Annotated in this window: 19 protein-coding genes; all 19 read left to right on the top strand. The window is 41.4% G+C overall.

From position 1 onward, the window contains the following. The first annotated feature begins 52 nt into the window (after positions 1–52). The 19 genes from ACGHVY_RS09205 (at position 53) to ACGHVY_RS09115 (ending at position 25333) form a co-directional block, all read left to right on the top strand. Positions 53–1258, top strand: a complete 1206-nt coding sequence (locus tag ACGHVY_RS09205) for a site-specific integrase (protein ID WP_390598567.1) — start codon at positions 53–55, stop codon at positions 1256–1258. 419 nt (positions 1259–1677) lie between these two features. Continuing rightward, positions 1678–2262, top strand: a complete 585-nt coding sequence (locus ACGHVY_RS09200) for a DUF3575 domain-containing protein (protein ID WP_390599666.1) — start codon at positions 1678–1680, stop codon at positions 2260–2262. A 12-nt stretch (positions 2263–2274) separates the two neighbouring features. Beyond that, positions 2275–3714, top strand: coding sequence for a DUF3868 domain-containing protein (locus ACGHVY_RS09195; RefSeq protein WP_390598565.1), 1440 nt, complete (start codon positions 2275–2277; stop codon positions 3712–3714). A gap of 11 nt (positions 3715–3725) precedes the next feature. After that, positions 3726–5534: an Mfa1 family fimbria major subunit gene (locus ACGHVY_RS09190; RefSeq protein ID WP_390598563.1), complete on the top strand. Its 1809-nt coding sequence runs from the start codon at positions 3726–3728 to the stop codon at positions 5532–5534. A gap of 239 nt (positions 5535–5773) precedes the next feature. Further along, the gene (locus tag ACGHVY_RS09185; RefSeq protein ID WP_390598562.1) at positions 5774–6883 is read left to right on the top strand and encodes a FimB/Mfa2 family fimbrial subunit; all 1110 of its coding nucleotides are present in this window, start codon (positions 5774–5776) and stop codon (positions 6881–6883) included. After that, positions 6817–8055, top strand: coding sequence for a hypothetical protein (locus ACGHVY_RS09180; protein WP_390598560.1), 1239 nt, complete (start codon positions 6817–6819; stop codon positions 8053–8055). Before ACGHVY_RS09185 ends, ACGHVY_RS09180 begins: the two co-directional genes overlap by 67 nt. Before the next feature lie 45 nt (positions 8056–8100). After that, positions 8101–11142, top strand: a complete 3042-nt coding sequence (locus ACGHVY_RS09175; protein ID WP_390598558.1) for a hypothetical protein — start codon at positions 8101–8103, stop codon at positions 11140–11142. 141 nt (positions 11143–11283) lie between these two features. Next, a complete protein-coding gene (locus ACGHVY_RS09170) occupies positions 11284–11853 on the top strand; it encodes a UpxY family transcription antiterminator (RefSeq protein ID WP_390598556.1) in 570 nt (189 codons plus the stop codon). 290 nt (positions 11854–12143) lie between these two features. Next, entirely contained in the window at positions 12144–14072 is a 1929-nt protein-coding gene (locus ACGHVY_RS09165; RefSeq protein WP_390598555.1) for a polysaccharide biosynthesis protein, read from the top strand. Between the two features lie 16 nt (positions 14073–14088). Beyond that, on the top strand, positions 14089–14922 hold the full coding sequence (locus ACGHVY_RS09160; protein ID WP_390598553.1) for a polysaccharide biosynthesis/export family protein: 834 nt from the start codon (positions 14089–14091) through the stop codon (positions 14920–14922). 9 nt (positions 14923–14931) lie between these two features. Continuing rightward, on the top strand, positions 14932–17358 hold the full coding sequence (locus ACGHVY_RS09155) for a GumC family protein (protein WP_390598332.1): 2427 nt from the start codon (positions 14932–14934) through the stop codon (positions 17356–17358). A 17-nt stretch (positions 17359–17375) separates the two neighbouring features. Beyond that, positions 17376–18467, top strand: coding sequence for a polysaccharide biosynthesis protein (locus tag ACGHVY_RS09150; protein ID WP_390598330.1), 1092 nt, complete (start codon positions 17376–17378; stop codon positions 18465–18467). Beyond that, entirely contained in the window at positions 18467–19669 is a 1203-nt protein-coding gene (locus tag ACGHVY_RS09145; RefSeq protein WP_390598328.1) for a capsular polysaccharide biosynthesis protein CapF, read from the top strand. Before ACGHVY_RS09150 ends, ACGHVY_RS09145 begins: the two co-directional genes overlap by 1 nt. A 7-nt stretch (positions 19670–19676) precedes the next feature. Beyond that, on the top strand, positions 19677–20861 hold the full coding sequence (locus ACGHVY_RS09140) for a UDP-N-acetyl glucosamine 2-epimerase (RefSeq protein ID WP_390598551.1): 1185 nt from the start codon (positions 19677–19679) through the stop codon (positions 20859–20861). A gap of 25 nt (positions 20862–20886) precedes the next feature. Next, on the top strand, positions 20887–21636 hold the full coding sequence (locus ACGHVY_RS09135; protein ID WP_390598550.1) for a cytidylyltransferase domain-containing protein: 750 nt from the start codon (positions 20887–20889) through the stop codon (positions 21634–21636). Continuing rightward, a complete protein-coding gene (locus ACGHVY_RS09130; protein ID WP_390598548.1) occupies positions 21633–22682 on the top strand; it encodes an N-acetylneuraminate synthase family protein in 1050 nt (349 codons plus the stop codon). The genes ACGHVY_RS09135 and ACGHVY_RS09130 overlap by 4 nt, the downstream gene beginning before the upstream one ends. Position 22683: 1 nt before the next feature. Beyond that, positions 22684–23190 (top strand): KdsC family phosphatase, encoded by a 507-nt coding sequence (locus ACGHVY_RS09125; RefSeq protein WP_390598546.1) that lies wholly within the window; start codon positions 22684–22686, stop codon positions 23188–23190. A gap of 199 nt (positions 23191–23389) precedes the next feature. Further along, a complete protein-coding gene (locus tag ACGHVY_RS09120) occupies positions 23390–23629 on the top strand; it encodes a hypothetical protein (RefSeq protein WP_390598544.1) in 240 nt (79 codons plus the stop codon). Between the two features lie 162 nt (positions 23630–23791). Continuing rightward, entirely contained in the window at positions 23792–25333 is a 1542-nt protein-coding gene (locus ACGHVY_RS09115) for a lipopolysaccharide biosynthesis protein (protein ID WP_390598542.1), read from the top strand. Positions 25334–25345 lie beyond the last annotated feature (12 nt).

Here is a 25345-nt window from a genome sequence, read left to right as displayed (position 1 = left end):
TTATTTCCATATTTGTTATATCACTAATTGTTTAATTCAAAATATAACTTATATGGCAACAGTAAAAGTTAAATTTCGTCCATCCTCTGTTCTTGAAAAAGAGGGGACTTTGTTTTATCAAGTGACTCATAACAGGGTTGTGAGATGGATAAACACCGGCTACAAGCTTTTTCCCTCAGAATGGGACAAACGATTGTCGTTAATCATCATTCCTGTTGATGATGCAATTCGTACACGTTATCTGGTTACATTGAAGAAATGTGTTTTGGAAGATCAGTCCCGTCTTCGGGAAATAGTCCTGAGACTCGAGCGTTCTGAAGATACCTTTACTTCAGAAGATGTAGTGAGATCTTACCAATCTCCTTCCGTCGGCGGTTTTCTTTCGTTTGGTCGGGAGCTTATTACGCAATTGGAGCAGATCGGTAAAGAACGTACTGCCGAAACCTACACGGCGGCTCTGAATAGTTTCGAGCGTTTCATGGGAAATCGTGGCGATATACTGATTGAAGGAGTCGATTCCGTCCTTATGGTCGAGTATGAAACGTATTTGAAATCTGCCGGAGTATGCCCCAACAGCTCTTCCTATTATATGAGAAACTTGCGGGCAATATATAACCGTGCCGTAGACAAGGAGCTGACCGTGCAGCGTAATCCGTTCAAACATGTGTATACCGGAATTGACAAGACTATGAAGCGTGCTGTACCCATGAAAGTCATTCGTCAGATAAGGGATATGGAGTTGAGGTTTTCCCCGTCGATGGATTATGCCCGGGATATTTTTATGTTTTCGTTCTATACCCGCGGGATGTCATTTGTGGATATGGCATTTCTTAAAAAGAAAGATATCCGGAACGGTATCTTGTCCTATCGGCGTCATAAAACGAACCAGCAGCTTTTTATCAAATGGGAAAAGCCCATGCAGGAGATTATCAACAAGTATGATACGGTAGATACGCCTTATCTGCTGCCGATAATAAAAGATACAGGTAAAAATGAGAGGCGGCAATATCAGAATGCGGCACACCTGATAAACAGGAAATTAAAAATGATTGGAAAACTGTTGGGTCTGAATGTTGTATTGACAACATATGTTGCCCGCCATGCTTGGGCAAGCATAGCTAAAAGCAAAAACATCTCTATCTCGGTTATTTGTGAAGCTATGGGGCACGATTCTGAAAATACTACGAAAATTTATCTTGCTTCATTGGATACTTCTGCTATTGATAAAGCTAATAGTCTTATTATCAATTCGTTGTAATAACAGAAAAAGTATGAAAACACATTGTTAACCCCGGTACTTTTCTTATCAAGAAAAGTATTAGATGGCGCGAAATTACAAAAAATAAGCTATACGATATTATATTGAATAAACTTTTTTGTTTCGCAACAAAAAATATTAGCATTTTTTGTCAAATGTTAAGCAGATTACCGTGCCGATATAATGCAAATATGTAAATATCAGCTATTAGTATTAGCGGTACTTTTCTTGATAAGAGAAGTATCGGATTAAGCTATCGAACAGATAGAATTGGGGCATAAACATATTTAAAAGGGAAACTAAAAACAAGTTATATTCTTGGATTATCAGTAAACTGTTAATCTGTTTATTGCTGTCTGTTTGAATGCTATTCCGAGGGAAATAACAACAAATATTTAGCATAAGAATACACACAAATGATGAAGCTAGGGATTTTTCTTCTGATAATAGTCATGAATATGGTGGCTCACCCGGCCAGTGCACAGGATGTGGCAATAAAGACCAATATTCTATCCGATGTTTTTCTGAATATAAATACGGGTCTTGAGGTAGGGCTTGCTCCCCGTTGGACATTGGACGTTTCCGGAGAGCTCAATGCATGGACATTATCACATGATCGTCGGTGGAAGCACTGGGCTGTGCAGCCTGAAGCCCGTTATTGGTTCTGTGACCGCTTTGCGGGGCATTTTGTTGGAGCTCATTTACATGGTGGGCAGTATAATATCGGTGGTATAGATACTGATTTCAACCTATTGGGCACAGATTTTTCTACTCTTAAAGACACTCGGTATCAAGGATGGTTTGTTGGTGCAGGCGTTGCTTATGGTTATGCCTGGATATTAGGGCGGCATTGGAATATCGAAGCCGAAATCGGTGTAGGCTATTCCTATACCCGCTATGACCGCTTCAGGTGTGCCGGATGTGGGAAGAAAGTCGGTGAAAATAAACCGCATAATTACTTCGGGCCTACTAAAGCGGCGGTAAATCTAGTCTATTTATTCTAAAAGCGTTTAGTTATGAAACGGATAATTCTTATTATAACAGCATTGTTGGGGGCAGGCTGTATGCTGAATGCCCAGCAAACTGTCGGGGTGACCACCGATAGTCTCAGGATTGAACGGAACGGTGAATATATAGTGGTTGACATGAACATGGGCTTGTCACCTTTGGATGTGGACGTAAACAGGGCTGTATTGCTTACTCCCCGCTTTGTGTGTGCGACAGATACGCTCGAGCTTCCGTCAATAGGAGTTTATGGCCGCCAACGTTACTATTATTATGTGCGTAATGGCGAAAGTATGCTGTCCGGTGCAAAAGAAATGTCATTCAAAGCACGTTCAAAACCCTCCGATGTGGCATACCATGCCATTATCCCTTATTATGGATGGATGAACGGAGCCGCACTGGAATTGTATCGTAGCGATTACGGCTGCTGCAACACGCTATTGGCAGAATGTGTAGAGCCGTTGGGAGGTTATATGGAAGTGGTTCCTCTTTCTCCGCAGTTGCTCTATGTCTACCCTCAGGCAGAGGCGGTCAAGAGCCGTTCGCTTTCCGGCTCGGCCTTCATTGATTTCCCGGTCGATAAGACGGTTATTTATCCTGAATATCGTCGGAATACACATGAATTGAGTAAAATCCAAGCTTCCATCGATTCTGTACGGAACGACAAGGATATCACTATTACTTCGGTATGGCTTAAGGGGTATGCGTCGCCTGAAAGTCCGTACTCTCATAATCGGGATTTGGCAATAGGCCGTACGGCGGCATTGAAACATTATATCAATCAGCTATATCATTTCAAGGATAGTGTGATAATCACGGACTATGAGCCGGAAGATTGGGCAGGGTTGCGGCGCTATGTTGAGAAGACAAATCTGGCACACCGCACAGAGATACTGAACATGATTGACAGTAGTCTGGAACCGGATGCAAAAGAAGCGAAGATAAAGCGGACTTATCCGGAGGAATACCGCTTCTTGTTGCAGAACTGTTATCCGGCATTGCGTCATACCGATTATCGTATAGACTATGTTATCCGCAGCTTCAGTGATGTGGAAGAGATAAAACGCATCATGCGGACACAACCTCAGAAACTCAGTCTCAATGAGTTTTATCTCGTGGCACGGACATACGAACCGGGAAGCGCAGAATTTAACGATGTGTTCGAAACGGCTGTGAGAATGTATCCTGATGATGAGACGGCCAACTTGAATGCGGCGAATTCCGCAATGCAACGTAAGGATCTTGAAAGTGCAAAGCGCTATCTTCCGAAAGCGGGAAATTCACCACAAGCTGTTTACGCCCGTGGGGCATATGCCTTCCTTGTTGAGGACTATGATAGTGCGCGAGGATTCCTGAATGATGCGAAGGCGATGGGAATAGAGCAGGCTGAGATAATCCTTATTGAAATAGATAAAATAGAGAAAGCTGAAAATAATTTATTAATCCATTAACATTTAATTTTATGAAGTTATCAAATTTATTTTGGGGCTTGCTTGGAGTAATGGCATTTAGTGCTTGTTCCAACGATGAAATTATGCCCGAAAACGACAGTCCGGAATTTGACGGTCAAAGCCGTTTCCTGTCTGTTCAGATCGCGAATCCGGCTGCTATCAGAACGCGTGCTACTGTGAATCCCGGAAATCAGGATGGAGATTTGTTTGAAGAAGGACTGGCAAATGAAAATGAGGTGAAATCGATACGTTTCTATTTCTTCAAAGCAGATGGTTCTGCTTGTCCGGTAAGACGTGAAGGGAAGAATTATTATGATTATTCACTTGAAGGTAAAGATTTGGGAAGTGGTGAAGGCGAAATGCCTAATATTGAAGAAAAGGTGAATGCTGTACTTGTTATTGAAACGGATAAGGATGACAATGTAGATGGTCTTAAGTCTATGGTTGCGGTGCTTAACGGTGGGGTCGGTGCCGGCTGTTTCTTAGGCGATGCTAACAAGTCTTTGAATCAGCTTCGTGATGAAATAGCGTCGTCAGGTTCTACTAAGGAGGGTTTCTTGATGACAAGTTCTGTATTTGGTTCCGAAAAATTCTGTTGTGAAGTTGAGGTAACTGCAGATAAGTTGAAAACTAAACCTGATGCAGCCATTGATGATCCGGTAAATATCTATGTAGAGCGTGTATGGGCTAAAGCAAGATTGTATACTGCATGGAAAGAAAGTGTTTCTCCTAAAACAGTAACATTGGGTGGCCAAGACTATGTGGCTGTTCCGTTGAAAACAGCAAAAGACAGTGAAACTAATATTACTGTTGGTGAAGGAGCAGATGCAAAAGTGGTATATGCCATTTTCACCGGATGGGATGTGACGGGTACTGCTGACAAGACATATCTTTTCAAAAAAGTAGCTTCTAACTGGAATTTAGGTTGGACTTGGAATATGCCTGCTCTTTATCGTTCTTATTGGGCGCAGAATCCGGCAGATGTTACACTTGGTTATTTATCATATAATGAAATATCTAAAAAGGTTGGCACTAAAGGAGTTGAGAATGGAAATTCTACCTCATATGATGGGCACAATGCATACTGTCTTGAAAATGCTGCGGATAATAATGATGGAACAAAGTCCACTTACACCCCGGCTGATGAACCAAGCAATCGTACTCAGGCGATTATTGCAGCAGTATTGGTGACGGTAGATGAGAATAATGTTGCTACTCCTCTTAGTCTGGCGGAATGGGGCGGAACTCAGTATACGGAAGATGGCGCGTTGACGGCAATGTTGGGTACTGTAAATACTCAGATTTATACAAAAGAAGTAGATGGCGAAGATGAGAAACTGGTATCAATTAGCAAGGATATGGTGAAACTTGTTTCCGGAATAGAGGCAGGTGTAGCAGATAATTCTTCAGAAGAAAGCAAAAGATATTTGAGCTATTTGCAATTGAATGAAGAAACGGTAAAAGATGTAACATTCTATAAAGCAGATGGAAAAGCGTACGCTACTCACGATGAGGTAAATAAAGTACTTGCCAATAAGAATTCGATCGGTGCAAGGGTATGGTCATCCGGTCAAACATATTACTATACTGACATCAAGCATGAAGAAAGTGCCGAAGATACTAAAGGTAAGTACGGTGTAGTACGTAACCATATTTACGATATTGCCATCAACTCGGTAGCTGGTCTCGGAACTCCGGTTTTGAATCCTGATGAAAAAATCATTCCGCAACATCCGACAGACGATGACACTTATCTTGCTGCACAAATCAATATCCTTTCATGGAGAGTTGTAAAACAGAATGTTGATTTGGAATGGTGATTATTCATAGTAAACAGAACCATAAAAACAACCACTAAGTAATCCTGATGGCGGGACGCTTCCCGTCGGGAAAGAGTTCCGCCATCTTTTTAATGTAAAGAAAGCGCTTGGGCATCGGCGCAAAGAGAGATGCCATTTTGAAATCCGAAGAAGATTCAGGGTTTCCACTTAATCAGACATTTCCACTGTGGTTTCGGTCACAGACTATATATATGATCATTAATAAGAAATGATAGATAATGAACACACTGTCTTATATCAAAAAATGGGGAATAACAGTGCTGGCAGTCGCAGTGAGTGCCTTCCTGCTCGTGTCGTGTGACGGCATGATTTATAACGATGAAGGTGACTGCTCCGTGCGCTACCGTCTGAAATTCCGTTATGACATGAACTTGAAGTTTGCCGACGCTTTTGCTCATGAAGTGAAGTCCGTCAGACTTTACGCATTCAATCCCGATGGAGAGTTGGTATGGCAGTCTGCCGAACAAGGCAGTATCCTTGCGTCAGGCGATTATACCATGACTCTCGACCTTGCCCCTGGTGATTATCACCTTGTCGCCTGGTGCGGACTTGACAATGAAGAATCCTTCACTTTGCCCGACGCATCGCATGGCTGTCATCTGGAAGATTTGCATTGTAAGTTGAAACGGCAATATGATATAGTGACGGATGCAACAACAGATACACAAAAATATATCACTTGTTCCAAGAATGACTTACATCCGTTGTTTCATGGCACTCTCGATGTCAGTCTGCCTGTAAATGATGACGGGGGCGAATATACATACGTCATGCCGCTGACAAAAGATACGAATGTCTTCCGTGTGGTGCTTCAGCATCTTTCCGGAGAAGATATAAACGCTGACGACTTTGTCTTTAGCATCGAAGACCGGAACGGTTGGATGGCACATGATAATTCATTGATCAATGACGAGCCGATTACCTATCGTGCCTGGTCTACCTATTCGGGTGAAGCAGGCGTTGATATACCAACAAAAGCCGGTGCGAGTGTAATATCCGAAGCCGGGAACCGTGCTGTAACAACAGTCAAAGCAGCCGTAGCAGAACTTACGGTAAGCAGGCTGGTGAAAAGAGACTGGAATCAGTACCCACGTCCGATGTTGACGATTCGTACTACCGAAGGAAAATTAGTCGTTTCCATTCCGGTTATCGACTACGCTCTGTTGGTAAGAGGCGAATGTAACAGGAATATGTCCGAACAGGAATTTCTCGACCGGGCAGATGAGTATAACATGACATTTTTCCTTGATGAAGACAATAAATGGGTAAGTACAGTAATACAAATCCTTTCATGGAGAGTGGTGCGTTCCAATGTAGATATAGAGTGAAAGAAATACTGAAACATATGATATGGACGGCAGCATTTGTCAGTTGGGCATTGTTGTTGGCAGCATGTAGTAGCGGAACGAATGGCTATATGGACGAAGTATGGCCGGACGACCACACCGCTACGCTTATCCTTCGTACTGCTCTTCTTGACAAAACCCGCGCCATTGATACCCCGGCAGATAATCCTGTCGAATATATGTATACGCTGCGCATCGTTATCCTTCATGCGGACGGCAGTGTGGAGCACAATGTATATGTAGACTTCGGTAACACACCTCAAACTGAGTGTTTCAGGGTTTTAAAGGTTACGCGGAATGAAACTAAGAAAATATACCTGATAGCCAACGAAAAGAGTGTATCTTCCGAGCTTCACGGAAAACTGGAAGCATTGGCAGCAGGCGATAATACATTCAGGAGCATTGTGGACGAACTGCATTTCGCCCCCGACTATAAAATCCCCATTCCCATGAGTTCGGTGTATGATGTTCCGGTCAATGAGGAGAGCTTGGTAGAGCGGCAGTTCTATTTGGTCCGTGCCGCTACCAAGTTCACATTCCGTTTCACGAACGAGCGTGAGAATGCTGTCAGTGTGGACGCAATTGCTGTTTCCGGAATAGTCGGGGAAACTTATCTGATCCCCCATAAAAAGGAAAAAGAAATGTTCTTTGAGGACGAGCCGCTTTTTTGGATCGAGTGGCTGAAGAAAATGGCTGATGAGTCACAGGAACATCTGGACGATGCGAGCTTGGCGGATAGGAGAGGATGGATACAGGATTACGATATCCCTTCCGGACAGACTCACGAAGAAGTTATCGTCCGTTCTCCGACACTCGTTTCCGGTCTCACGTACCATGTGAATGAAGCACCTACTCCCGGCAAAGAGATTTTTCCTGTGTTTTATCTGCCGGAAAGCAAAAATCTCAAAGACAGAACGCAGGAATATGGAGAGCAAGTCTACACAATGACGCTTCATCTGACAGAGAAGCATCCTGAAGGTGGGACCGGACTTCCGGAAGAGAACGAACTGTCGTTTACCCAGCCTTTCCCGAATCTGAAAGCCCTTTTCCGAAACACTCATGTACTGGTTGACGTCACTTTCTGGGAGGAAGGCGTAAAAGTAGATGTAATACCATATAGTGAGGTTATTCTTGAGCCGGATTTCGGATTATAAATGGAATAGAAACAACAAAATAAGAAAGAATAATAATACGATAAAATGATGAGACGTTACACGTTATATACACTTCTTTTCATACTTGCTTTCAGTGCGGCAAGTTGTGTGGATGACTGGTTTGAAAGGCCGGAATCTATCGGGGAAGGCAAGAGTATAGTATCCGCCACAGTGGATTTCCGTCCCATGGCTTCCGGGCTTACGCGGAGCACAAGAGCAGCGGGAAATGCGATTAAGGCGATAGAGACACTTTATATTTTGTTGTATGACGAAGACGGAAATCTTGTAGAGAATCAGAGCCGTCAGATTTTTGATTTTGAAACAACTGATGAAAAACGTGTGGATGCGGATGCAGACAATAATATCTCGGCAGAGACGCAGACCCCGCGTGCCACTTTCAAATTGAAAGAAATACCTTTTGGCAGATACTATATCTATGCAGTTGCCAATATTCCCGATCTTCTTACCAAGTATTCCGATTATATCAAGACCAAGGAGGGACTCAAGCGTATGCCGCTTACCTGGCATAATGTATCCGGTGAGGTCGGCAGGAACAGTCAGATGCTTGGATATTTCACATCAACCAAGAAAGACCAGCCGGAAGATGAACCTCTTACCATCAACAGGCCGACTATCTACCTGCATTCGTGGTTACGCCGGGCTGCTTCGAAGCTTACAGTCGCTTATGACGGCAGTCGCCTGAAAGAAGGTGTTTTTGTATACCTTAAATCGGTGCAGATAAAGGATATCCCGTCACAATGTTATTTAGGGAAGGAGAATAATATAGGTGCGGAAGGATACGGGCTGGACAAGACATTGTTGGATGGCGAAGAGATAAAATACTATAAAGGTGACCCACCGACAGATTTCGACCATGAATATAAAGGGCCGCGTATTACACGGGGGAAACCTTATTATGGTTCGCATCACGAAGACTCTGTTGCCGTTTACTTTTATGAGAATATACAGGGGGAAGGCAAGGATAAACGGCAGGATGCTGATGGAAAAGATGGTCTTGATGCTCCGGGAATGCCTGGAGATCCCGGTTATATACATAAAGACGATAAACCGTATGGTACATATGTAGAGGTCGATGCTTATTACATATCCATCAATTCGGAAAAGCTTGGTAACGGTCCTATAAAATATCGGTTCATGCTTGGACAGGATATTTATAAAGATTATAACGCCAAGCGTAACTGTCATTACAAGCTAACGCTGAGATTCAACAATTTCGCCAATGATGTAGACTGGCATATCGAATATGAAGAACCGGAACCGGGTGTGGTAACTCCGGAGCCCTATTTTATTTCATACCTATATAATCACTCTATGATGTACCCCATCAAGGTTAATACCGGTGGACGTGAAATTGAATATATAAAGGCGGAAATCCAGGACAATCGTTGGGCTCCTTACAATGCAGATAAGTCGGTGTATTATTATCAAATGGACAGCCCGAATGATAAACAATGGAATGGCTTTCTGTCGTTACATAAGACGGTAGATCTGGTTATTCCTACGACGACCACTTCGGTAAATGTAGATTCGAATAAAGAACATTATGAGAAAGCTCCTAAAAGAGGGGAGCGCACATACACAGAGATGAGCGTGGGAGAACATACTACAACTGGCTCCGATTTGGAAGATACATACCGTGTGGAGAAAGATCCCACCGAAATGAATACATACAATGTATTTATTCCGATGTATACACGTGCCAAACAATTAATAAAAGAAACGGCTTATACAGGCAACAATCCTTATGTTGCATATCATCGGAAAGCGGAAGTCAAGATTACTACCAAGCTGAAAGGTTTGGAAAAGCTGTTTGAAAATATGGTAACCATTTATCAGGTGCGTCGTATTGTAAATCCCAAAGGCATATATCGCAGTAACGGAAAGAGTGATCCGTTTCATGTGGTGTTGAAACGCTTGCCAAAGGAGAATGCAACCCGGTTTGAAACGTTTGTGTCAGAAGGACCGTGGAAAGCATATGTTGTAAGATATTGCAACAGTGATGGCAGTGCAGGCCGGGTTGTCAATCTTGATAAAGGAAGTGGGATGTCAGAATGTATAAAAGATACCGTATATGGAAAAACAGGTTCCGAGATTGATTTTAATGTCAATTTTGATGGAACATGTGATGCCAATACTTCCCGTTATGCTATTATAAGGATTGAATATCACAACTATACTTGTTATCACTTGATATTTGTACGGCAGGGTGACAGCCCGGACGATCTGATAGCAGGCGGAACGAGATGGCATACCAAGAACATGAGGACAAAAACAGAAGAAGCGGAATCACCTTTGGACGAGGGCTCTCTGTTTGGGCGTGGTAATTGGGATTATCCTATTGATGCGTTGAATAATAAAAATCCCAAAGAATATTGGGTTAATGTCAAACCGGAAGATTTCAACAAATCATATCCTGCAGATGGCTTGTTTACAATAGCCGGAAGCAGTGAAAAGAAAAAGTGGAGTGATATAACCCAAAATTCTGATTTCACAGAGCCTAAAACCGGTTGGAAGGTTGCCAGTGCCGCAGACTATCAGGCCTTGTTTGATAGTGGAGATATTAAACAAGGATATGGAGTATTATATGGAGATGGGGCAAAAGAAGTTGCTGATGATCTTAATGATGTATACGGTTATGATTACACAACCTCAAAAATACGCGGAATGAGAGGCTGTTTTGTTTATAACGAACGAACAGGAAAAAATCTTTTCTTTCCGATAGGTGCTTCCGGTTATGGACATAGAAAGGATTTTCGAGGTGAATCGGCAGGAAATCAATATAAAGGAATTTTAAGATACGCTTCAAGTAGAAATACATATTTCCCGACAGATAGCACCGCTCTATATCCTCATGGTGTTAAAGACTGTCCATTGTTTTATGACATCTATATGCGTCCCGGTGCAATATACTGGTATGACAAGACCGGTCAGAATAAAATAAATAATACAATGACAGACAATGTAGCTTGGGACTTCAATTATTTTACATTTGATTTCTATCCTATGGGCAGTTGGGGTACAAGTGGAGGCAAGGATGCTTGCTTTGTTCGTTGTGTGGAAAAGTAATACCCATTTTAACCATATATTTAGATTTGTGAGTAAAAAGAAAGTGTTTTTTCTTGTTTGCTATTTATAATTTTATCTATCTTTGCAACCAAATTCATTCCGTTGTCTGTAAAGTGACGGAAAAATGAAGGGTAAAAATACATGATCATTAACAAAAATGACGATCGAAAAGTTCTGCCAACAGATGTGATTGGCAGAAGCGTAGCGCGCTCTAAACGTTGGTTAGTGGCAATTGTACGTGTCTGTCACGAGAAAAAAACGAGTGAGCGTCTTACCAAAATGGGGATTGAAAACTTCCTTCCGATTCAACAGGAAGTGCATCAATGGAGCGATCGCCGTAAAGTTGTTGATCGGGTATTACTTCCGATGATGATTTTCGTTCACGTTGATCCGCATGAACAAAAAGAAGTTTTGACTTTATCCGCAATCAGCCGTTACATGGTACTCCGTGGGGAGAGTACTCCGGCCGTCATTCCCGACCAGCAAATGTTGCGATTCAAATTTATGCTCGACTATTCGGATGAGACGATTAGTATGAGCACATCGCCATTGGCACCGGGAGAGAAGATACGGGTTATCAAAGGACCATTAACAGGACTGGAAGGGGAGCTGGTAAATGTGAATGGGAAATCAAAGGTTGCTGTCCGATTGACAATGCTAGGGTGTGCATGTGTAGATATACCGGTAGGATGTGTAGAGCCGGTATCATAAAAAAGGGGAATTACACGATTAATCATCGGTTTATTTTATGGGGGTATGGGGATTTTACTACAAGAATGTAATGAAAGTTTGCAAAATCTAGCAGACAGTCTATCTGATATCGGCAATAAAAAGTTATATCTATATGCCGATAACCTCTCGAATAAATAAAAATCCATGAAAGTATTTATGAATTGCATTTTTTTATAAAGATGCAATGTGAAAATGTATGTAAATATCAAAGGTGATAATTATCGGTCAAATAAATCAATTTGAAATATAATTTATTCGTTTATACTATAATGGAAAAGACATTAAGGGGTATAGCTCAATATGTTCGTAAGAATTACTTGAGTTATTGGATTATTTTGGGGATTGACACAGTAATATCTGTCTTATGTTCGTTGGTAGCTTATGCTGTCATTCATTATATGGCACATGTTCCGATGAACGATTGGATGCTTTGCCAGTTTGTCGGAGTTTCTTTTGTGGCAACTATTGCAGGAGCTCTGTTGTTCCACACCTATCGTAATACCATCCGCTTTTCTCAGGCACGTGAGCTTTGGCGCATCATGTGTGCCGTCCTGTTCAAGGTCGGATGTTTGTCAGTGATTTCCTTTTGGATTATATCTGAAACGCTGTTACCTGATAATTATAAAGTTTCCTATCTCTTGTTTGACGGTTTGTTGACACTGGCTGCGCTGACAGTCTTTCGTGTATCACTTATTATCACCTATGACTTCTTGTTGGACTGGGTAAATAAAAAGAACACACGTATCCTTATTTATGGTGTTGACGAAGAGAGTGTCGCCCTGAAAATCCGTCTCCGCGACAGTGCGCATTATAAGGTTGCGGGCTTTTATGTCTATGGCAAGAATAACAGCCGCCGGCGCCTGGCTGATCTTCCCATTTATTACTTTGAAAATGAATCGGATGTCGACTATATCATGCGTAAGCGTGGTATTAAGGGTATTCTTTTTGCCCGTTACGAAGATACCCGTCTGGAGGAAAACCGTCTCTTGGAATACTGTAAGAGCAATTCCCTTAAAACTCTGATTGCACCTACCATCAGTGAGGCGGATTCTGACGGAAACTTCCATCAGTGGGTACGTCCCATCAAGATTGAAGATTTGCTGGGACGTGCCGAAATCAATATAAACCTTCGTCAGGTTGCGGAAGAATTCCGGGGTAAGGTTGTACTGGTAACAGGTGCTGCGGGTAGTATCGGCAGCGAACTTTGCCGTCAGTTGGTACAGATGGGTATTCAGAAACTCATCATGTTCGATTCTGCTGAAACTCCCTTGCATAATGTCCGTTTGGAATTTGAAAAGAATTATCCTACCATAGATTTTATTCCGGTGATCGGTGATGTTCGTGTGAAAGAGCGCGTACGTATGGTATTTGACCTTTACCATCCTCAGGTTGTCTTTCATGCCGCCGCTTACAAGCATGTGCCTTTAATGGAGGAAAACCCTTGCGAAGCTGTCCTTGTGAATGTCACAGGTTCCCGTCAGGTAGCTGATATGGCTGTGGAGTATGGTGCTGAAAAAATGATCATGGTTTCCACTGATAAGGCCGTGAATCCAACGAATGTTATGGGATGCTCCAAACGTCTGGCTGAAATCTATGTTCAAAGTCTGGGTTGTGCCATTCGTGAGGGAAAAGTGAAAGGTCATACCAAATTCATCACGACCCGTTTTGGTAACGTATTGGGCAGCAATGGCTCGGTCATTCCCCGTTTCAGGGAACAGATAGAGAATGGCGGCCCTGTCACAGTCACTCATCCTGATATCATCCGCTTCTTCATGACCATTCCCGAAGCCTGTCGCCTGGTAATGGAGGCTGCTACGATGGGAGAGGGTAATGAAATCTTTGTCTTTGAGATGGGTAAGGCTGTTAAGATTGTAGACTTGGCTACCCGTATGATTGAACTGGCGGGTTACCGTCCGGGTGAGGATATCAAAATAGAATTCACTGGCTTGCGCCCTGGCGAGAAGCTTTATGAGGAAGTATTGAGTGATAAGGAAAATACGATTCCGACTGAGAACAAGAAGATTATGATTGCTAAAGTCCGTCGTTATGAATATGCCGATATTCTTGATACGTACACAGAGTTTGAGAGACTTTCCCGTGCTGTAGAGATAATGGATACGGTCAGACTGATGAAGAAAGTAGTGCCTGAATTCAAGTCGAAGAATTCTCCGCGATTTGAGGTACTGGATAAAGAATAATAAACTAGAATATATTATGAATACATCATTTTGCATTGCTACAAGTATGCAGATAAAAGCTAGGGGAATACTTTCCTGCTTAGTTGCCATCTTTCTGCTTGCTTCCTGCCAGTCCTATAAGAAAGTTCCTTATCTGCAGGATTCTGAAGTGGTGGGACAGGCTGTCCAACAGGAAACTTTGTATGATGCCAGGATAATGCCGAAAGATCAGCTTACTGTTGTGGTGTCATGTACCAACCCTGAACTGGCGGCTCCTTTCAACTTGACCGCGACCGGTTCTGCCGGTATGACTGCCGGAAACTCACAGAGTGCTTCCCAATCCTCCCAACAGACTTATCTGGTAGATAATGAGGGTAATATCAATTTTCCCGTATTGGGAATATTGAAAGTTGGTGGACTGACCAAAAAGGAAGTGGAGCAAATGATAATGGAGAAGCTGAAACCTTACATCAAAGAAACTCCGATTGTTACCGCCCGTATGGTCAACTATAAAATCTCCGTATTGGGTGAAGTTGCCAGTCCCGGTACATTCACTATCAGCAATGAGAAAGTGAACCTGTTGGAGGCTTTGGCCATGGCAGGTGACATGACGATTTATGGAATGCGTGACAATGTAAAATTGATTCGTGAAGATGCTGACGGTAAGCAGCAGATCATAACGTTGGATTTGAATAAGGCTGAAACTCTGCTTTCCCCTTATTACTGGTTGCAGCAGAATGATATTGTATATGTGACTCCGAATAAGGCGAAGGCCCGTAATTCGGATATCAGCAACAGTACGAGTATTTGGTTCTCAGCTACATCTATCTTGATTTCATTAGCAAGTTTATTAGTAACAATCTTCAGATAATAACATCATATGATTGAGGAAAGAAAAGAAAAAACGGGAGTACAATCTGAAGAGCAGATCAATATTCAGGAAATCCTTTTCCATTATCTGATTCATTGGCCATGGTTCGTAGCTTCGGTAATAGTCTGTGTTGCCTTAGCATGGGGGTATTTACGTTTGACAACCCCCATTTATAATGTTTCCGCCACAGTCCTGATCAAGGATGAGAAGAAAGGCGGTGGTGCGAATATGTCATCCGAACTGGAAAAGATGGGGATGAACGGTTTTGTCTCCTCATCGGGTAATATAGAGAATGAAATTGAAGTTTTGAGTTCCAGAACATTGGCAAGGGAGGTGGTCAGTTCTCTGGGATTGTTCGTGACTTATATGGACGAGGACAGGTTTCCCAAAAAGGAACTGTATCGCACTTCTCCTGTCTTAGTGAGCCTGACTCCTCAGGAAGCGGATAAACTTCCTCAGACAATGGAAGTAGATATGTCCTTGCAACCTTCCGGTGTGATGGATGTACAGATTAAGGTGGGAGAAAAAGAGTACCGGAAACGTTTTGAGAAATTGCCTGCCGTACTCCCGACCGATGAAGGTACAATTGCTTTTTTTGCGAACAACGATACCTTGTCATCACTTCGTCCTGAGAGTGTAACAAAAGAACGCCATATCACGGCTTATATTAACAGACCTTTTTCTGTAGCGAAAGGATACGCCGGTTCCCTGTCAATAATCCCTACCTCGAAGGCTACTTCAGTAGTAACCGTTTCACTTAAAAACTCCAATACCCAACGTGGTAAGGACTATATAGACAAGCTGCTTGAAATGTATAATATCAATGCCAACAATGACAAGAATGAGGTGGCTCAGAGAACAGCCGAGTTTATTGACGAACGTATCGGTATTATCTCAAAAGAACTGGGCAGTACAGAGCGTGATTTGGAGAACTTCAAGCGTAGCGCAGGTATTACGGATTTGACAAGTGAAGCCCAAATAGCCTTGGCTGGTAATGCCGAATATGAGAAGAAACGCGTGGAGAATCAGACTCAGATTAATCTTGTCATGGATTTGCAAAGATATCTGCAGGGTGCCGAATATGAAGTGTTGCCTTCGAATGTCGGTTTACAGGATGCTAGTGTAGCGGGAGCAATTGACCGGTATAATGAAATGGTGTCCGAGCGTAACCGTCTGTTGCGTACATCGACTGAAAACAATCCGGCAATTGTAAATCTTAATGCCAGCATCCGTGCGATGCGTGGCAACATACAGACCACTTTGGATGCAATGCTGAAAGGTCTGGAAATTACGAGGGCGGATTTAGCTCGTGAGGCAGGCCGCTATTCTCGTCGTATCAGTGACGCGCCCACTCAGGAACGTCAGTTTGTTAGTATTGCCCGCCAGCAGGAAATCAAGTCTGGCTTGTATCTGATGTTACTTCAAAAGCGTGAGGAGAATGCCATTGTTTTGGCTGCTATAGCCAATAATGCCAAGATTATTGACGAGGCACAGGCGGACGGCGCTCCAATTTCTCCGAAGCGGAGTACGATTTATCTTGCGGCTTTGGTATTTGGAATAGGTATTCCGGTAGGTATCATTTATCTGATTGGTCTGACCAAATTTAAGATAGAAGGTCGTGTAGATGTTGAAAAACTGACTTCGCTTCCTGTTATTGGTGATATTCCATTGGCAGATGAAAAGACGGGTTCTATTGCCGTATTTGAGAATCAGAACAATTTGATGAGCGAGACTTTCCGTAATGTCCGTACCAATCTTCAGTTCATGCTTGAAAATGGCAAGAATGTAATTTTAGTGACCTCTACAGTGAGTGGTGAAGGGAAGTCTTTTGTATCCGCTAATTTGGCTATCAGTCTTTCTTTGTTAGGCAAGAAAGTTGTAATTGTAGGGCTTGATATCCGTAAACCGGGCTTGAATAAGGTCTTCAACATACCTAGAAAGGAGCATGGTATTACCCAGTTTCTGACTAATCCTGCTATAAATCTGATTGATTTGGTACAGGCTTCTGATATAAACAAGAACTTATATATTCTTCCTGGTGGTACAGTTCCTCCTAATCCGACAGAGTTATTGGCTCGTGACGGATTGGAGAAAGCTGTTGAAACACTTAAGAAGAGCTTTGATTATGTGATATTGGATACGGCTCCGGTAGGTATGGTAACAGATACTTTGCTAATAGGACGTGTGGCGGATTTATCCGTCTATGTATGTCGTGCTGATTACACCCGTAAGGCAGAGTTCACTTTGATTAACGAACTTGCCGAAAACAATAAACTGCCTAATCTCTGTATTGCCATCAATGGTTTGAATCTTCAGAAGAAGAAATATGGCTATTACTATGGTTATGGTAAATATGGCAAATACTATGGCTATGGTAAACGATATGGTTATGGTTACGGTTATGGGGAGCATAAGGTAAAAAACAAGACTAATTAATAAAAAATATCAAAGATATGTCAGTGTTTAAAGACAAAGTCCTGTTAATCACAGGTGGTACAGGTTCATTCGGTAATGCCGTACTCCGTCGTTTTCTCACAAGTGATATCAAGGAAATCCGTATTTTTTCACGGGATGAAAAGAAACAGGATGATATGCGTCACCATCTTCAGGCACAGCATCCCGAACAGGCGTCAAAGGTGAAGTTTTATATTGGTAATGTTCGTAACCGTGAATCTGTGGATGTTGCGATGCGTGGAGTGGACTATGTGTTTGCTGCTGCCGCTTTGAAACAGGTGCCTTCCTGTGAATTCTTCCCTATGGAAGCGGCCATGACCAATGTGATGGGCACAAGCAATGTGCTGCTTTCAGCCATTGATCACGGCGTGAAGAATGTAGTCGTTCTTTCTACTGACAAGGCGGCTTATCCCATCAATGCCATGGGGATCTCCAAAGCTTTGATGGAAAAGGTGGCTATTGCGAAGGGACGGGAATTAGGTGAAGGTGCTCAGACGACTATCTGTTGTACCCGCTATGGCAATGTAATGGCATCGCGTGGTTCGGTTATTCCTTTGTGGGTGGAACAAATCATGTTGGGTAAATCCATAACCATTACCGATCCCAATATGACCCGTTTCATGATGACTTTGGATGATGCGGTAGACCTCGTTGTCTATGCCTTTACCCATGGTCACAATGGTGACCTTTTCGTACAGAAGGCTCCTGCCGCCACCTTGGATGTGCTTGCTGAAGCTTTGAAGCAGATTTATTCCAGGATTGATCCTAAATACGGTGAAACCGAGGTTAAGATCATCGGTACCCGTCACGGTGAAAAACTCTATGAGACTTTGGTTACCCGTGAGGAAATGGCAAAAGCTATTGATTGCGGCAACTACTACCGCATTCCTTGCGACACTCGTGACCTCAACTATGACAAGTTCTTTGTGGAAGGTAATGAGAAGGTTTCAGCAATTGAGGACTATCACTCTCACAATACCGCACGTCTGGATGTTGAGGGGATGAAGGAACAGCTTATGCGCTTACGTTTCATTCAGGAAGATCTCGGTTTAATAGAGCGTGCAAAGTCTAAAGAAATCCGTTCAGAATAATGAAGATATTGGTTACAGGTGCCAAAGGTTTTGTAGGAAAGAATCTTTGTGCCGAACTCAACAATATAAAGGAAGGAAAGGCCCGCTGTTATGGCGGTCTTGTTATTGACGTTGTTTATGAGTATGACATAGACAGTAGTCAGGAGGAACTGGATGCTTACTGTTCTGACTGTGACTTTGTTTTCAATTTGGCAGGTGTAAACCGTCCCAAAGAGAATAGCGAGTTTATGAGCGGCAACTTCGGCTTCGCGTCAATGTTGCTCGATTGTTTGAAGGCTCATAAGAACAATTGCCCCGTGATGTTGTCAAGTAGCATCCAGGCAACCCTGATTGGCCGTTACGGTACCAGCGATTACGGTAAGAGCAAGTTGGCGGGTGAGGAACTGTTCTTTGAATATGGTAGAGAAACAGGTGCCAGAGTATTGGTCTATCGTTTCCCGAATCTCTTTGGCAAATGGTGTCGTCCTAATTATAACAGTGCGGTTGCCACATTCTGCAACAACATCGCCAACGACCTTGCCATACAGGTTAATGATCCCGGTGCAGAGCTTGAACTTCTTTATATTGATGACCTTGTAAAAGAAATGATAAATGCTTTGCAAGGTGAAGAACATCATTGTGAGTTTGACGGTGTGGAGACAGTCCTTAATGCTGACGGGCGTTACTGTGCTGTGCCTACTACCCACAAAGCAACCCTTGGTGAAATCGTTTCGTTACTCGAATCCTTTAAGGCACAGCCCCAAACATTGGTAATGCCCGAGATTCCCGGGAACTCATTCGCCAAGAAACTTTATAGTACCTTCCTTAGCTATTTACCCCAAGAAAAGGTAATCTTTCCGTTGAAGATGAACGTAGATGACCGTGGGAGTTTCACCGAGTTACTGAAGACAATGAACTGTGGTCAGTTTAGTGTGAACATCAGTAAGCCCGGTATTACCAAGGGGCAGCATTGGCATCATACGAAATGGGAGTTTTTTATTGTTGTATCGGGTAAGGCTCTCATTCAGCAACGCCGGATAGATTCTGACGAAGTGTTGAATTTTGAGGTTAGCGGTGATAAGATAGAGGCTGTACACATGTTGCCCGGCTATACTCACAATATCATAAACCTCTCTGATACTTGCGATTTGGTAACCCTCATGTGGGCCAACGAGGCATTTGACCCCAATTGTCCGGACACTTATTTCTTACCCGTAGAATAAATACATTATGGCAGATATTAAAACAGATTATAGCGATGTAAAGTTTGCGGATAACGGCAAACTGAAACTTCTTATCATAGTAGGTACAAGACCGGAGATTATTCGTCTTGCGGCAGTTATCACCAAGTGTCGCAAATACTTTGATACAGTTTTGGCGCATACCGGTCAGAACTATGATTACAACCTCAACGGAGTTTTTTTCAAGGATTTGAAATTAGCCGATCCTGAGGTTTATATGGATGCCGTAGGTGACGACTTGGGTTCAACGGTTGGCAATATAATCAACTGCTCCTACAAATTAATGAATGCGATCAAACCTGATGCATTGCTTATATTAGGTGATACCAATTCTTGCTTGAGTGCTATCGCAGCAAAACGTCTTCATATTCCCATTTTCCACATGGAGGCAGGAAACCGTTGCAAGGATGAATGTCTTCCTGAGGAGACCAACCGACGTATTGTTGATATCATCAGTGATGTAAATCTGGCATACAGCGAGCACGCAAGAAGATACCTTCACGAGTGTGGTTTTCCCAAAGAACGTACCTATGTAACCGGTAGTCCCATGGCTGAGGTATTGCATGCCAATCTTGCTGACATAGAAGCCAGCGACATTCATCAACGTCTCGGTTTGGAGAAGGGCAAATACATTCTGCTCAGTGCCCACCGCGAGGAGAACATAGATACAGAGGAGAATTTCCTTTCACTGTTCAATGCCATCAATGCCATAGCTGAGAAGTATGACATGCCTATCCTTTACAGTTGTCATCCGCGCTCGCGCAACCGCATTGAGAAGAGCGGTTTCCAATTGGATAAACGTGTAATTCGCCACGAGCCTCTCGGTTTTCATGACTACAACTGCCTGCAGATGAATGCTGCTGCTGTGATCAGTGATTCAGGTACCCTGCCCGAGGAAAGCAGTTTCTTTACCAGTGTGGGGCATCCTTTTCCGGCTGTCTGTATCCGCACCAGTACTGAACGTCCCGAATCGTTGGACAAGGCTGGCTTTATCCTTGCAGGCATTGACGAAAAATCTCTTCTTCAGGCTGTAGATACGGCTATTGCTATGAATGCCGAGGGGGATAATGGGATACCTGTACCTGTGTATGTTGAGGATGTTGCCAACAAGGTGGTGAAGATTATTCAGAGTTATACTGGTGTGGTTGATAAGATGGTTTGGAGAAAGAAATAAATTCTATATAAGTAAAAAATAATACATGAAAACTGCATTTTTGGTTCAGGCTCGTATGGGGTCAACTAGGTTACCGCATAAAGTGTTACGCCCATTTTATAATAATAATTGTATTTTGGATTTGCTTGTAGATAAATTAAATCAGATTGCAGATACAAAGATTATTATTGCTACCTCAGTAGGTTCTGAGAATGATGTAATAGAACAGTTTTGTGAAGAACGTAATATAATATGCTTTAGAGGGGAAGAAAATGATGTTTTGAAGCGTTTTATAGATGCAGCAGAAGCAAATGGAGTGGATAGAATCATCCGTATCTGCTCTGATAATCCTTTTCTTGAGCTGAACTCAATTAAGAAATTGGTTGAAGTTGCAAATAAGGCTGATGCTGAGTATATTAGTTTTGATATTAACGGTTTCCCTTCCATTAAAACTCATTTTGGCTTTTGGGCAGAATATGTCTCTTTAGATGCATTAAAGAAGGTACAGCGTTTAACAAGTGAGAAAATCTATCATGAACATGTAACTAACTACATATATTCAAACCCTGCAATTTTTAAGGTAGAATGGATTGAAGGCCCTATTTGTCTTAAAGGTCGTTCGAATATACGCCTTACAATAGATACGCTTGAAGATTTTGCTAATGCACAGAAAGTTTATGCTGAGCTTTGTAAGGTAAATCCATATCCTACAATTGATGAAGTTGTGTCTTATCTCGATGAGCATCCGGATACTTATAATGCAATGGTTCAACAAATAAATAAAAATTCAAAATGATAACTAAAGGTGAAACTTATATTATAGGTGAGATTGGTCAAAACCATAATGGTTCTGTTGATGTGGCAAAGTTAATAGTCGAATTGATTTCTCGTCCTGTTAAAGAGGAAACATTTGGTATAGATTTAAGGCCAATGAATGCAGTTAAGATGACTAAGCGTGATCTTAACGAAGAACTGACTAATTCACAGATGAATCGTATCTACGATACTCCTAATTCATTTGGTCGTACTTATGGCGAACATCGTGCCTTTCTTGAACTTGATGACGAGGCTCATTATGAAGTATATAAGTATGCTAAGGAAAAAGGTCTCGATTTTGTTGAGACACTTTGTGCTAAAGGTTGCATGTCATTGCTTAAACTTTTTACTCCCGACTATTTGAAAGTAGCGAGTCGTGATCTTACCAATCTTCCTTTGCTTGCAGCGATGGCAGAAACTAAGATACCTATAATTCTTTCTACTGGTATGGCAGGAAAACAAGAACTTGATAATGCTCTTGACACGATTACGCGTTACCATTCCAATATTTCAATATTACATTGTGTATCACAATATCCTACACATCCTGATAATCTTAATCTTAAAACTATCAGTTATTTGAAGAAACACTATAGCCAGTATCCAATAGGTTTTTCAGATCATACTATCGGTATTTCGGCTCCTGTGGTAGCAGTAGGTATGGGAGCTGAGATTATAGAGAAGCATATCACTATAGACCGTCACATGAAAGGTACCGACCAGGCTGGTTCATTGGGACCCGATGGTGTAAACCGTATGATTAGGGACATTCGTATTGCAGAAAAATGGCTTGGAACTGAGGATTTGTATATCGATAAGAATGTTACTACTGCCAAGGAGAAGCTTGAACGTTCTATTGCAAGCAAACGTGCATTGAAAGCTGGTGGGATTATTACAGAAGAAGATATACATATGCTTAGTCCTGGCGATGGTTTCAAATGGAGCCAGAAGGATTTAGTAATTGGCCATACTGTTAAGGAAGATATTCCTGCCAATGAAATAATTTACCCAAAGTACATCTTATAATATGCTGCCGAAACTTATTCTTACCGACATTGACGGGGTGTGGACTGATGGGGGGATGTATTATGATGCTGACAATGTAGAATTAAAGAAGTTCAACACATATGATAGTGCAGGTGTGCTATTTGCCCACAATCTTCATATTCCCGTGGGGATTATTACTGGTGAGAATACTCAAATAGTACAACGTCGTGCAGATAAATTGAAAGTGGATTATTGTTATCTTGGAGTAAAAGATAAACTTTCTATTGTAAAGAATCTGTGTAAGGAATTATCGATCACTTTGGCACAAGTTGCCTATATAGGTGACGATCTTAATGATATGGATGTTCTTTCTAAAGTGGGATTTGCCGGTGTTCCGACATCAGCTCCCGAGTATGTGAAACAACTAGCCAATGTTCCTCTTTCCAAAAAGGGTGGGGAAGGCGTGTTTCGTGAATTTGTGGAGGTAATCATAGGCGAGGAACAACTTCGTAAAATAATTAGTAAAGTTTATTTAATGGAACAATGATACAGTCTAAACAGGATTTAAAGCATTATCTTCTTGAAGACCGCAAGGCTCAACATAAGATACTGTATCCTTCATTAAAACAACGAATACTTGAATGGCTATTTCCCGATTATAACTATGAATTTACTAAATGTCTTAGATACTTGGAATATTTTATTAATCGTAATAATATTTCATGGGGGTGAAACGCATATATTTTATGAAGAAGTTATCAAGATTACGTGCAATTACAGGTATAGAACTTAACCCTAACTGTGCTGATTCTGGTCTTCATATTGTCCATGGTAAGATTGTGGTGCATCTTAACGCTAAAATAGGAAAGGATTGCAAGATTTTGTCTGATGTTACAATTGGTTGGCAGGGACGTTATGATAAACCTAGTGCTCCGCAGATAGGGGATAGGGTATTTACTTGGAAGTGGTGCAAAGATTATTGGTAATATTACTATAGCTAGTGATGTGGTAATTGGTGCAAATGCAGTAGTCGTACATTCTATAAATGAACCTGGAATTACCGTAGCAGGTAATCCTGCTAAAAAAGTAAGTGACACAGACTCTTATTATCTCAACAAGGAATAATTGAGTTTTGAAAAAGGATTTTAATGGCAAGTAGAATACAGAAATCTATAAAAAATGCCAAAGTGAACGTGATATTTTATGTTATTACGGCAGTTTTGGCTTTCTTCTCTCGTAAAGTTTTCTTAGATAATCTCGGTACAGAGTTCTTGGGATTGTCATCAACGTTAGGCGATATACTTAATTTGATGAATATCACAGAGCTGGGTATTGGTACTGCTGTTGGTGTTACCCTTTATAAGCCTTTATTTAATGATGAAAGAGAAAAAATAAGTGATATTGTATCAGTTTATGGCTTCCTTTATTCCCGTATAGGTATATTGATAGGTGGTGCTAGTCTTATATTATCGTGCTTTTTTCCGTTAATGTTTAAGGATATAAATATTCCACTATGGTTAGTGTATTTCATGTTCTTCTCAATGGTATATGGTGCTCTTCTTAGTTATTTTGTTAATTATAAGCAGATTATTCTTTCTGCATCGCAGAATAACTATGTAATAATATATCGCTATAATACTATTACTGTTGTAAAGACATTGTTACAGATGGCATCATCATTACTGCCATTTTGCTATATTTGGTGGATATGTTGGGAGATTGTTGCGGGAACAGTAAACTCTATCATTCTTCATCTTTCTGTGAAGATACGCTATCCATGGCTAAATACTTCTATTAAATTAGGAAGAGCTAAATTTAAAGATTACAAAGACTTGTGGGTAAGGACAAAGCAAGTTTTTGCATTTAAGTTATCTCATTTAATATTTAATGGGTCAATAAATATTTTTATAAGTATTTTTTCTTCATTGTCTATGGTTGCAATATATGGCAACTATAATATGCTGATGTCTAAAATAACAGCCTTTTTTGATGGTTTGTTTATTGGTATGGGAGCTAGTATAGGAAATTTAATAGCAGAGGGTAACAAAGAAAAACTGCTTAAAGTGTTTTTTGAACTAATGAGTTTAAGATACTTTGTTGCAGGGTTGTGCAGTATAACGCTTTATTTTGCTGTTCCGAAGTTAATTCTTGTATGGCTAGGTGAAGAATATATTATGCCTCAATTAGTTCTCATACTGATGTCTATTCATATTTTCATACTTCAAGCGCGTCTTACTGTCACAAACTTCAAAGATGCTTATGGATTGTTCCAAGATGTATGGGCTCCAATAGCAGAGGTGCTTATTAGTGTGTCTCTATCATTAATATTAGGTAAGTATTTCGGATTACCTGGTATCTTATTCGCTTTTACAATAGCTGATTTGCTTATAAAAATTTGTTGGCAACCATTTTATCTATTTAAAAATGGTTTCCAAGTGTCCATAATTAAAGAATATGTACCAGTGTTTTTTAAATATGTTGTTATCCTTTTTATTGTAATATGCTCTATTTTGTATATTGAAAGGGATATCAGTTCTTTAATTAATTCAACATCAATAGTTGGCGCTCTTACATACTGTTTAATTATTGGATGTTTAGTCCTATTATTACTTACGATATTATTTGTATGCATCGATAAAAGTTTTAGATATTTGATAATTCATATAAGAGATTATATTAAAAACCGGTAAATGTATGATGTT

It is taken from the genome of Bacteroides sp. f07, from assembly GCF_042854785.1.
GTDB lineage: Bacteria > Bacteroidota > Bacteroidia > Bacteroidales > Bacteroidaceae > Bacteroides.
This window is presented reverse-complemented; position numbering and strand designations above follow the sequence as displayed.

What these genes read in the sequence shown, in the direction of transcription:
- ACGHVY_RS09145 (WP_390598328.1), top strand. Translation starts at nt 18,467, where the DNA reads ATGAAGATATTGGTTACAGGTGCCAAAGGTTTTGTAGGAAAGAATCTT.
- ACGHVY_RS09205 (WP_390598567.1), top strand. Translation starts at nt 53, where the DNA reads ATGGCAACAGTAAAAGTTAAATTTCGTCCATCCTCTGTTCTTGAAAAA.
- ACGHVY_RS09140 (WP_390598551.1), top strand. Translation starts at nt 19,677, where the DNA reads ATGGCAGATATTAAAACAGATTATAGCGATGTAAAGTTTGCGGATAAC.
- ACGHVY_RS09160 (WP_390598553.1), top strand. Translation starts at nt 14,089, where the DNA reads ATGAATACATCATTTTGCATTGCTACAAGTATGCAGATAAAAGCTAGG.
- ACGHVY_RS09190 (WP_390598563.1), top strand. Translation starts at nt 3,726, where the DNA reads ATGAAGTTATCAAATTTATTTTGGGGCTTGCTTGGAGTAATGGCATTT.
- ACGHVY_RS09200 (WP_390599666.1), top strand. Translation starts at nt 1,678, where the DNA reads ATGAAGCTAGGGATTTTTCTTCTGATAATAGTCATGAATATGGTGGCT.
- ACGHVY_RS09170 (WP_390598556.1), top strand. Translation starts at nt 11,284, where the DNA reads ATGATCATTAACAAAAATGACGATCGAAAAGTTCTGCCAACAGATGTG.
- ACGHVY_RS09125 (WP_390598546.1), top strand. Translation starts at nt 22,684, where the DNA reads ATGCTGCCGAAACTTATTCTTACCGACATTGACGGGGTGTGGACTGAT.
- ACGHVY_RS09130 (WP_390598548.1), top strand. Translation starts at nt 21,633, where the DNA reads ATGATAACTAAAGGTGAAACTTATATTATAGGTGAGATTGGTCAAAAC.
- ACGHVY_RS09135 (WP_390598550.1), top strand. Translation starts at nt 20,887, where the DNA reads ATGAAAACTGCATTTTTGGTTCAGGCTCGTATGGGGTCAACTAGGTTA.
- ACGHVY_RS09165 (WP_390598555.1), top strand. Translation starts at nt 12,144, where the DNA reads ATGGAAAAGACATTAAGGGGTATAGCTCAATATGTTCGTAAGAATTAC.
- ACGHVY_RS09115 (WP_390598542.1), top strand. Translation starts at nt 23,792, where the DNA reads ATGGCAAGTAGAATACAGAAATCTATAAAAAATGCCAAAGTGAACGTG.
- ACGHVY_RS09150 (WP_390598330.1), top strand. Translation starts at nt 17,376, where the DNA reads ATGTCAGTGTTTAAAGACAAAGTCCTGTTAATCACAGGTGGTACAGGT.
- ACGHVY_RS09120 (WP_390598544.1), top strand. Translation starts at nt 23,390, where the DNA reads ATGAAGAAGTTATCAAGATTACGTGCAATTACAGGTATAGAACTTAAC.
- ACGHVY_RS09155 (WP_390598332.1), top strand. Translation starts at nt 14,932, where the DNA reads ATGATTGAGGAAAGAAAAGAAAAAACGGGAGTACAATCTGAAGAGCAG.
- ACGHVY_RS09185 (WP_390598562.1), top strand. Translation starts at nt 5,774, where the DNA reads ATGAACACACTGTCTTATATCAAAAAATGGGGAATAACAGTGCTGGCA.
- ACGHVY_RS09180 (WP_390598560.1), top strand. Translation starts at nt 6,817, where the DNA reads ATGGGTAAGTACAGTAATACAAATCCTTTCATGGAGAGTGGTGCGTTC.
- ACGHVY_RS09175 (WP_390598558.1), top strand. Translation starts at nt 8,101, where the DNA reads ATGATGAGACGTTACACGTTATATACACTTCTTTTCATACTTGCTTTC.
- ACGHVY_RS09195 (WP_390598565.1), top strand. Translation starts at nt 2,275, where the DNA reads ATGAAACGGATAATTCTTATTATAACAGCATTGTTGGGGGCAGGCTGT.